Genomic DNA, 8,927 nt, shown 5'->3' with positions numbered 1-8,927 from the left:
TCGTCGAGGTCGTCGGGGGTGGGCGGGCCGTTGCGGGTGTGGATGCGCTGCCGCAGGTCGGCGTTGTGCAACAGACCGATCTCCCGGTTGTTGACCATCTCGTGTTCCTGACGCTCGCGCAGCGCCTCCACCGTCAACCGGATCTGCTCCTGCAGTTGGTTCATCGGCTCGTTGTAGAGATCGGCCACCCGGGTGTGCACCCGCAGCACCGTCTGCGCGACGCTCAACTCGTACTCGCGCGGGGCCAGGTCGTAGTCCACGAAGGTCCCCGGCAACTCCGGCTCCCCGTGGTGACCGGAGGCCAACTCGATCTCCGCCTCGCCCTCCGCGGTGCGGCCGGACAGCGAGGCGGAGGCCCGCTCCAGGTGCGAGGCGAGGGAGGGGGAGCGTTGCAGCACCGCACGGAAGTGGTCGCGGGGCAGCAGCAGTACGGTGCCGCCGGTCAGCGAGGTGAGGGAGAACTCCCGGGAGCCGGGCTCCTGCGCCCCTCCCCCGGCCAGCACCCGGTCGTCCACGAAGTCCCCGTCGGCGACCACTCCCAGCTCGGTCTCGGAGTCGTAGGGGCCGCTGGTCCGACGGCCGAGCTTGCCGTGCGCCACCAGGACCACCGAGTCGGCCGGGGAGCCCGCCTCGAAGATCACCTCCCCGGCGGCGAAGTCGCGCTGGACGCAGCCGTCGGCCAACTCCCGGAGGACCTCCGGGTCCTCGTACCCCCGCAACAGGGGCAACTCGGTGAGCTCGGCGGGGATGACCCGCACCCGCGCGCCGGTGGAGACGAATTCCACCCGCCCGTTGCCCAGCGTGTGCCCGAGCCGTCGGTTCACCCGGAAAGCGCCTCCGGAGACCTGGACCCAGGGAAGCACCCGGAGCAGCCACCGGGAGGTGATGCCCTGCATCTGCGGGGGCGTCTTGGTGGTGGAGGCCAGAGTGCGAGCGGCTTCCGTCGCCAGACTGAGCCGGGCCCGATCCGCCCGCCCCTCGGATGTCGGTTCGACCGAGGTCGCCATAATGGAATGCCCGCCTTTCCTCCGACCCGGGGCCGGAGATGAATTCCCTGTGCGCGAACGCGGGGCGCGAACGCACGGAAAAGGTAACGACCCCCGAAGCGCGAGGGCAATCACTCAAAAGTGAAAGGGAATTCGGGAATTGTTCGGAATGCCGAGGGGTATCGTCATTCCCCTCGCCCCCGGGGACCCGTCGCCACGGAAGCGATCCCGGGGACCGCGTCCTCCCGTCCACCGACCGTCCGCCGTCCCCGCCGACCGCCCCGGGGAGCGGGCCATCCGGTCATTCCATCGGCCCGGTGCGCGCTACCGTGGTGCCCCATCACCCGCGGCCGCGTCACGCGTCCGCGCTGATCCGCCGATCGACCGACTGGGGCACGACACGCGATGGCAGAGGGTTCCGTACAGGTGACGCACACCGGCAGTTCCCGCTGGCGGCGGCGAACCGCCTCCTACCCCACGGTCGCCGAGGCGTTGTCGGTCGCCGGCGACGGGGACGTCCTGGTCCTCTCGTCGGGCGTGTACCGGGAGAACGTGGTGCTCTCCGGGGCCGTCACCCTCCGGGGCCCCGGGGCACCCGGTGACGCACCCGCCCGCATCGCCCCGCCCGAGGGGGTGCCGCTGACCGTGCGGGGGCCCGCCACCGTCAGCGGCCTGCGGGTGGAGGGTCAGGACGTCACCGCCCCGGCCGTCCTGGTGGAGAACAGCAGCCCGGAACTGGCCCGCCTGCGGGTGCACACCTCCTCCGCCGCCGGGATCGAGGTGCGCGGCGGGGCCCGCCCGACCGTGCGCGGGTGCACCGTGGACAACCCCGCCGGCACGGGCATCTCCGTCTCCGAGGAAGCGGGGGGCCTGTTCGAGGACTGCGTCGTCTCCGCCGGGCGGGTGGGCGTGGCGGTGCGCGGTCCGGCCCATGTGCGGCTCGAGGGGTGTCGCGTGGAACGGGCCGAGGGGGCCGGGTTGGCGGTCACCGGAGCGGAGGCCGCGGTGGACGCCGCCCGGTGCTCCTTCTCCGGCGTCCGCGGTCCGGGGGTGCGGCTCGCCGACCGGGCGACCGCGCATCTCGGGGAGTGCAGCATCTCCGGCACGACCGGCGACGGCGTCACCATGGAGGGCGGGGCCGTTCTCACCCTGGCCGACGGTGCGATCACCGACGTCCCGGAGAACGGTGTGGACCTGCGGTCGCGTTCCGTGTTGACCCTGGTGCGCTCGACCCTCTCCGGGTTCGGCCGCAACGGGCTGTCGGTGTGGGACCCGGGTACCCACGTGGACGCGCACCACTGCGAGATCTCCGGTGGGACCGGCGAGTACCCGGCGGTGTGGGTGAGCGACGGCGCCACGGCGGTGCTGGAGTCCTCCCGCCTGCACCATGTCCCCGACGCACTCTTCGTTCTCGACCCGGGCTCCCGGGCGGACGTGGTGGACAGCGAGATCCGGGACGTGCGCGGTTCGGCCGTCTCGGTGAGCGACGGCGCGGCGGTGCGGCTGGACTCCTGCCGGTTCGAGGACGTCGGCACCGCCATGTGGTTCCGCGATCCCGGCAGCGGGGGCACGGTGACCGGCTGCACCGTCCGCGGGGTCACCACCGGTGTGATCGTCAGCAAGGAGGCCGATCCCTCGATCTCCGACTGTTCGGTCACCGACCCGTCCGAGGCCGGGTTCTACGTCTCCGCCGCCGGTCGGGGCGTCTTCGAGGATTGCCGGGTCACGGGCTCCCGGGGGTACGGCTTCCACGTCACCGAGGGCAGCCGGGCGACCCTGCGGGGGTGCCGTACCGAGCGCTGCGCCCGCGGCGGGTACGCGGTGGCCGAGGGGGCGGCGGAGGTGAGCGGCTGTCGCAGCGACGAGAGCCACGCCCGGGACACGGTCCCGGCCCTCGCACCGGCCGCCACCTCCGGAGCCGGTGGCGCCGGTGGCGCCGGTGGGGAACCGGTCGGTGGCCTGTTGATGCCCTCGCCCGAGGCGTTGCCGTCCCCCGGAAGGAGCGGAGGGGCCCCGGTCCCCCCCGCCGAAAGCGGTGCCACCGGCGCGGCGGACACCGCCCGGGGGGACGCCCCGGGCGGGGGCACCGGCGCCCCGGACGTCCGGGACCCCGAGGAGGTGCTGGGCGAGCTGGAGCGGCTGATCGGCCTGGAGACCGTGAAGCGGGAGGTGCGGGCGCTGATCGACATGATCGAGGTCGGGCGGCGTCGGGAACGGGCGGGGCTGAAGGCCGCCTCGGCCCGCCGCCACCTGGTCTTCACGGGGTCCCCGGGAACGGGCAAGACGACCGTCGCCCGGCTGTACGGCGAGATCCTGGCCTCCCTGGGGGTGTTGGAGCGCGGCCACCTGGTCGAGGTCTCCCGGGTCGATCTCGTCGGGGAGCACATCGGCTCCACCGCGATCCGCACCCAGGAGGCCTTCGACCGGGCGCGCGGCGGCGTGCTGTTCATCGACGAGGCGTACGCCCTCTCCCCCGAGGACGCCGGCCGGGACTTCGGCCGGGAGGCGATCGACACCCTGGTGAAGCTGATGGAGGACCACCGGGACGAAGTGGTGGTCATCGTCGCCGGTTACACCGCCGAGATGGATCGCTTCCTGGCGGTCAACCCCGGGGTCGCGTCCCGCTTCTCGCGCACCATCACCTTCACCGACTACTCGCCGGGGCAGTTGCTGAGCATCGTGGAACAGCAGGCCGCCGAGCAACAGTACGGTTTGGCCAAGGGGACCGACGCGGCGCTGATGACCTACTTCGCCGCCGTACCGCGCGGCCCCGCCTTCGGCAACGGGCGCACCGCCCGGCAGACCTTCGAGGCCATGGTGGAACGGCACGCCGGGCGGGTGGCCCGGCTGGAGGATCCCACCACGGAGGATCTGACGCTGCTGCTGCCGGAGGACCTCCCGCCCCGACCGTGACCCGGGGCCGGGACCGCGGTCCCGGCCCCGGGTGCCCCGCGCCGGTCGGCCCGCGGGTCGACCGGGCGCCGGGGCCCCTCAGGGGCCGTCCCCCTCCCGGCCCGCGGGTGGGTCGGGGACGGTGGTGGTGTCCCCGTCCACCGCCCCCCGACGGCTCGACGGGACGCCCGGCGCCGCCTCCGGGGCGGTGCCGGTGGCCGGGTCGGCGCCGGCCTCCCCGACCAACAGGGCGTGCAGCCGCGCCCGTTCCAGCCGGTAGGCGGGATCGTCCGCGTAGTCGCCGTGTCCCAGGAGGGGAGCGGGCAGCGGACTGAGCAGGTTGCGACCGTAGTGACGCGGGTCCAGCAGGGCCCCCCGGTCCACCGGCGGGTCGTCCCCGGTCACCCGCACCGGTCCGCCGATGGGGTCGGTCTCCCTCCACAGGTTGCGCCAACAGCGCAGGTCGTCGCGGAGCGAGCGCAGCGCGGTGGGTCCGAAGTACCGGGGGAACCAGCGCCCGTACAGGCGGTGCAGCGGGGAACCGTGGGTGAGCAGGGCGACGCGGCTGCGGGTCGGCGCGTCCAACTGCCACACGGCGGCGGCCGCCAGGACGCTGCCCTGGGAGTGGCCGGAGATGACGATCCGTCCGCCCGTGAGGTCCACCCAGGTGCCCATCCGCCAGGTCAGGTCGGGAACGGCCCGCTCGGCGTAGCAGGGTGGGGCGAAGGGGTGGGCGGCACGGGGCCAGAAGGTGCCCACGTCCCAGAGGATGCCCACCGTGCGGCGGGCGGCGGGATCGCGGTAGGCGCGGCGTCCCATGGCGACCAGGACCACGACCCCTATCCCCATGCTCCAGGAGCCCACCGCCTGGGAGAGGGCGGCGAAGCCGGAGACGGCCCCGGGGCCGCCCTCGACGGCCGCGGCGGGGGTGACCCCGGTCAGCCCCGCGCCCAGCGCCGCCCCGGCCCCCAACAGCAGGGACGCGATCACCAACGTCCCGAACATCCCCGGCGCGCGGTCGGTGAGCCGGGCCCGGGCGACCGCGGAGGCCAGATGGGTGGTGCGCACCTCGTGGGGACGCCGGCGCTCCTCGGGGTAGTGGCCGAGGACGCCGTCGACGAGCCGTCGGCCCTCCAGGTGGGTGCGGATCGCCACCACGAGGGCGAGCACGGCCATCACGCACAGCAGGGCGGGGAGGGTCGCGGCCTGCCAACTGTGCAGGACGGGGGGACCGGTCAGGACCCCCGGGCCGGCGAGGGTGGAGTGGGGATCGAGCCAGTCGGCGAACCGGGCGGCGACACCGCCGGTGAGCACTCCGCCCAGCGCGCAGCCCAGGAGGGCGGCGGCGGGGCCGCCGAGGCCCCCGAGAACCCCGCGGTCGCTGCGGGGGGCGGCCCGGTGCAGGCGGACCGCCACCGCCGCCAGGCAGATCAACAACACGAGTTGGATCGCGGTGACGGCCGGGAAGCCCCAGGAGGCGGGATGGGCTCCGGTGCTCTCGAAGCCGCCGCGCACCGGCACCGAGTGGATCAGGCAGAGCAGCAGCAGGACCAGGCAGGCCACGGGAAGGGCGGTGACGTACCGGGGAAGCGGCCGCACGTCCCGGTCGATCTCGGTGCGTCCGGCACGCACCACTATCCGGATGACCACCGCGCCCAGCACCGTGCCGACGCCGGCGAGCACCAGACCGATCGGGAGCAGGTGCGGCGTGCCGGCGGGCGAGAGATCGCGGACCAGCGACCCGGTGAGCAGCACGGTGGCGATCGTCAGGAGCCCGGCGGCGGTGTGCGCGGCCCGCAGCCGCCCCACCACGCCGCGCCCGTACCAGAAGCCGGGCAGCCCCAGTTGGGCCCCCCGCCCGCCGTCGGCGCGCAACCGCACGGGGGGATAGGCGGACTCGTAGGCGCTCCAGGTCCGGCGGGAGAGCCACCACAGCAGACCGACCAGCAGGGTCGGCAGGGCGGAGGCGAGGGCGAGGCGTCGGCCGGGGTGGGCCCACCAGCCGCCCGGCTCGGCAAGGAAGCGGAACCATGTGCTGCGGTCCGCGCACAGCGGGGCGGCGGCGCACTGCCAGGCGAGCAGATCCATGGTCACCACGCACGCGCCCGCGACCAGCAGCACCGTCAGCGAGAGGGCGGTGAGTCGGATGAGGACGTCGTAGCAGCGGTGGGAACGGCCGTGGCCGGGGGCGGCCGGGCGCATCCAGTGCGCCATGTTGACGATCATGAAGGGCAGGAGCAGCAGCCACAGGGCGCGCGCGCCGTTGCCGGAGGTGAGGTTGGACCAGGTGTACGCCTCGCGGACCGGTCGCTCGTCGTCCCAGGGCCGGTCCACGAGGTCGTCGGCCGCCCGGTGGATGGCCGCGGTGCGATCGCCGGTGACCCGGACGGCTCCCGGATTGCCCAGCATCTCCTGCGGGGTGGCCCCGCCGACGCCGTGGACCAGGAGTTCCAGTGCGGGGACGGGTCGGCGCCGGGGCCCCGGGGCGGCGCCGCCCCGGGGAGCGGCGCGACGGCGCGGTCCGGGGACCGGGCCGTCCGGTCCCCCGGGATCGGGATGTTCGGGTAGGGACGACATCGTTCGCGGCTCCCCTCCGTCGTGGGGGCGCCGGGACGCCACGGCTCCCGGTGCTCCCCGACGGGACTCGGCTGGACTCCCTGTGGGTTCGGCCCGACTCGGCCGGTGGGACACCCTCGTCCGGTGGCGGGACGGAAGGGTCGGCCGCGGATCGGGAACCCGGGCCGGGGTCGGTGGGGGGACCGGGGTGCCGGGTGTCCCGCCGCACCCCGGGTGATCCGACGGACCGTCACGGTAACGCACGACGGCCGTCGAAGGTCACGGTGCACGACGGCGCATCGGCCGCCGGACGTGGGAGGATGATCGACGGCCCCGGGGCGGGGACGGCGGGGCCGGGAGAGCGGGACGACGCGGAGCCGGACGGAGTCCGGGAGACAGGGAGGCGACGGTGGGTGAGACGGTGAGCGGCCCCGGGGGCACGACCGGTGGCGGTGCTCCTGGGGCGGCTTCCCTCCCCGGGGTCGATCAGCAGAACCTGCTGGCCGGCCAGCGGCGGGCGCTCATCCTGGAGGAGGTGCGCCGACGGGGCGGGGTGCGGGTCAGCGAGCTGACCCGGCTGCTCCAGGTGTCCGACATGACGGTGCGGCGGGACCTGGACGCCCTGGCCCGGCAGGGCGCCCTGGAGAAGGTCCACGGCGGGGCCGTGCCGGTGGTGGAGGGGCGCACCCACGAGCCGGGGTTCGAGGCGAAATCGGGGTTGGAACAGTCGGCCAAGCGGGGGATCGCCCGGGCGGCGGCGGCCCTGGCGTCCCCCGGCAGCGCCGTGGCGCTCTCCGGTGGCACGACGACCTGGGCGGTGGCCGGGGAGTTGGTCGACCTGCCGGATCTGACCGTGGTGACCAACTCGGTGCGGGTGGCGGACGTCTTCCACGCGGCGGCCCGGACGCCGGAGGGCGGCACGACGACGGTGGTGCTCACCGGGGGTGTGCGGACCCCGTCGGACGCCCTGGTCGGCCCGGTGGCGGACGCCGCGATCGGCTCCCTCCATTTCGACCTGCTGTTCCTGGGGGTGCACGGCATCTCGGCGGAGGCCGGTCTGTCCACCCCCAACCTGGCGGAGGCGGAGACCAACCGGCACTTCATCCGTTCCGCCCGCAGGGTGGTGGTGGTCGCCGACCACACCAAGTGGGGCACCACGGGGTTGAGCACCTTCGCCGCCCTCGACGAGGTGGACGTGCTGGTGACCGACGGCGGGTTGTCCGACGAGGCACGGGCGATCCTGGAGGATCGGGTGCCCGAGGTGGTGATCGCGCCGGTGGCGGCGGTCTGAGCCGGCTCGCCGCCGTCGCCGGTGCGCTTCCGGCCGGTCAGCCGACGCCGCCCTCCTCCCACGGGCCGCCGTCGAGGAAGGCGCGCATGACCGCCCGGTAGGGCTCGATGTCCAGTCCCTGTCGGAGGGTCCACTCGTCGGAGTGGTAGCGGTCCAGGTAGCGGTCCCCGGGATCGCACAGCAGGGTGACCACCGAGCCCTGCCGTCCGGCGGCCCGCAGCCCGGCCACGATCCGCAGCGCGGCCCACAGGCCGGTGCCGGTGGAGCCGCCCGCCCGCCGGCCGGTCACCTCGGCGAGGACGCGGACGGCCGCGACCGAGGCGGCGTCGGGGACCTTCATCATCCGGTCCACCGCGCCGGGCAGGAAGCTGGGTTCCATGCGGGGGCGGCCGATGCCCTCGATCCGGGAGGCCCCGGCGCTGGTGGCGTCCGGGTCCCCGGAGACCCAGCCGTCGAAGAAGCAGGAGTTCTCCGGGTCGGCGACGCACACGCCGGTGTCGTACCGCATCCAGCGCACGTAACGGGCGATGGTGGCCGAGGTGCCGCCGGTGCCGGCGGTGGCGACGATCCAGGCGGGGACGGGATGTCGCTCCAGCGCCAACTGGGCGAAGATCGACTCGGCGATGTTGTTGTTGCCGCGCCAGTCGGTGGCACGTTCGGCGTGGGTGAACTGGTCCATGTAGTGGCCGCCGGTCTCCTCCGCCAGCCGGGCGGACTCCCGGTACACCGCGCCGGGGTCGTCCACCAGGTGACAGCGACCGCCGTGGAACTCGATCAGCCGCGTCTTCTCGGCGCTGGTGGAACGCGGCACCACGGCGATGAAGGGCACCCCGATGAGGTGGGCGAAATACGCCTCGGACACCGCGGTGGAGCCGCTGGACGCCTCGATGACCGGTCGGTCGGGACGGATCCAACCGTTGCACAGCCCGTGGAGGAACAACGACCGCGCCAGGCGGTGCTTGAGGCTGCCGGTGGGGTGGGTGGACTCGTCCTTGAGGTACAGGTCGATACCCCACCGGGCGGGGAGCGGGAAGGAGAGCAGGTGGGTGTCGGCGCTGCGGTTGGCGTCGGCCTTCACCAACCGGATCGCCTCGTGCACCCAGCGGCGCAGTTCGGGATCGCTGCGATCGACGTCGCGGGTCGCCCGAACGGCGGTCCCCGGGGGACGGGGAGCCGGGGCTCTGTCTCTTATACACAACTGA

The 8,927-nt window shown here is 74.3% G+C and carries 5 protein-coding genes; 2 read left to right on the top strand and 3 right to left on the bottom strand.

Annotated elements, in window-relative coordinates:
* A partial coding sequence (locus FOE67_RS09075; RefSeq protein WP_182662319.1) for a family 2B encapsulin nanocompartment shell protein occupies positions 1 to 1,007 on the bottom strand: 1,007 nt, incomplete at its 3' end.
* 384 nt (positions 1,008 to 1,391) lie between these two features.
* On the opposite strand from FOE67_RS09075, the gene FOE67_RS09070 reads away from it, so the two are divergent.
* Positions 1,392 to 3,899, top strand: a complete 2,508-nt coding sequence (locus tag FOE67_RS09070) for a right-handed parallel beta-helix repeat-containing protein (RefSeq protein WP_182662316.1) — start codon at positions 1,392 to 1,394, stop codon at positions 3,897 to 3,899.
* Positions 3,900 to 3,977: 78 nt separating this feature from the next.
* Here FOE67_RS09070 and FOE67_RS09065 read toward each other — a convergent pair whose 3' ends face one another.
* Entirely contained in the window at positions 3,978 to 6,455 is a 2,478-nt protein-coding gene (locus FOE67_RS09065; protein WP_228473702.1) for a hypothetical protein, read from the bottom strand.
* A 475-nt stretch (positions 6,456 to 6,930) separates the two neighbouring features.
* On the opposite strand from FOE67_RS09065, the gene FOE67_RS09060 reads away from it, so the two are divergent.
* Positions 6,931 to 7,725 (top strand): DeoR/GlpR family DNA-binding transcription regulator, encoded by a 795-nt coding sequence (locus FOE67_RS09060; protein ID WP_194444091.1) that lies wholly within the window; start codon positions 6,931 to 6,933, stop codon positions 7,723 to 7,725.
* A gap of 37 nt (positions 7,726 to 7,762) precedes the next feature.
* Here FOE67_RS09060 and FOE67_RS09055 read toward each other — a convergent pair whose 3' ends face one another.
* Positions 7,763 to 8,923, bottom strand: a complete 1,161-nt coding sequence (locus tag FOE67_RS09055) for a PLP-dependent cysteine synthase family protein (protein ID WP_194444090.1) — start codon at positions 8,921 to 8,923, stop codon at positions 7,763 to 7,765.
* Positions 8,924 to 8,927 lie beyond the last annotated feature (4 nt).

Source organism: Streptomyces calidiresistens (genome assembly GCF_014141525.1).
GTDB lineage: Bacteria > Actinomycetota > Actinomycetes > Streptomycetales > Streptomycetaceae > Streptomyces > Streptomyces calidiresistens.
This window is presented reverse-complemented; position numbering and strand designations above follow the sequence as displayed.

What these genes read in the sequence shown, in the direction of transcription:
- FOE67_RS09070 (WP_182662316.1), top strand. Translation starts at nt 1,392, where the DNA reads ATGGCAGAGGGTTCCGTACAGGTGACGCACACCGGCAGTTCCCGCTGG.
- FOE67_RS09065 (WP_228473702.1), bottom strand. Translation starts at nt 6,455, where the DNA reads ATGTCGTCCCTACCCGAACATCCCGATCCCGGGGGACCGGACGGCCCG.